1 pseudogene is annotated in these 289 nt (G+C 36.0%); it reads left to right on the top strand.

What is annotated here, in order from left to right:
- Nucleotides 1-152: 152 nt before the first annotated feature.
- Nucleotides 153-289 (top strand): annotated as a pseudogene (locus tag V7083_RS20090) (aldo/keto reductase); the annotation flags it as partial.

Raw genomic sequence — 289 nt, 5'->3', positions numbered from 1 at the left:
CCTGGAGCGCAAATCAAACCCTACTTTGGAAAGCACTTTTATAGGATAAAATATTTTGGAAGTCGAAACATTGTATTGTAAAATGAATGTGGAGTAGGTTGGATATACTAAAGCTCTGTCTAATCCATATAACATAAGAGAGGGGTTATCATATGCCAAAGAGTCTCAAAGATACAACTACCTTACATAACGGAGTCAAAATGCCTTGGTTTGGACTAGGGGTTTTCAAAGTCAAAGAAGGAGAAGAAGTGGTTAATTCTGTCAAGGCTGCTATTAAAAATGGTTATAT

This window comes from Bacillus sp. JJ1764 (genome assembly GCF_036962145.1).
In the GTDB taxonomy this organism is placed as follows: domain Bacteria; phylum Bacillota; class Bacilli; order Bacillales; family Cytobacillaceae; genus Neobacillus.
This window is presented reverse-complemented; position numbering and strand designations above follow the sequence as displayed.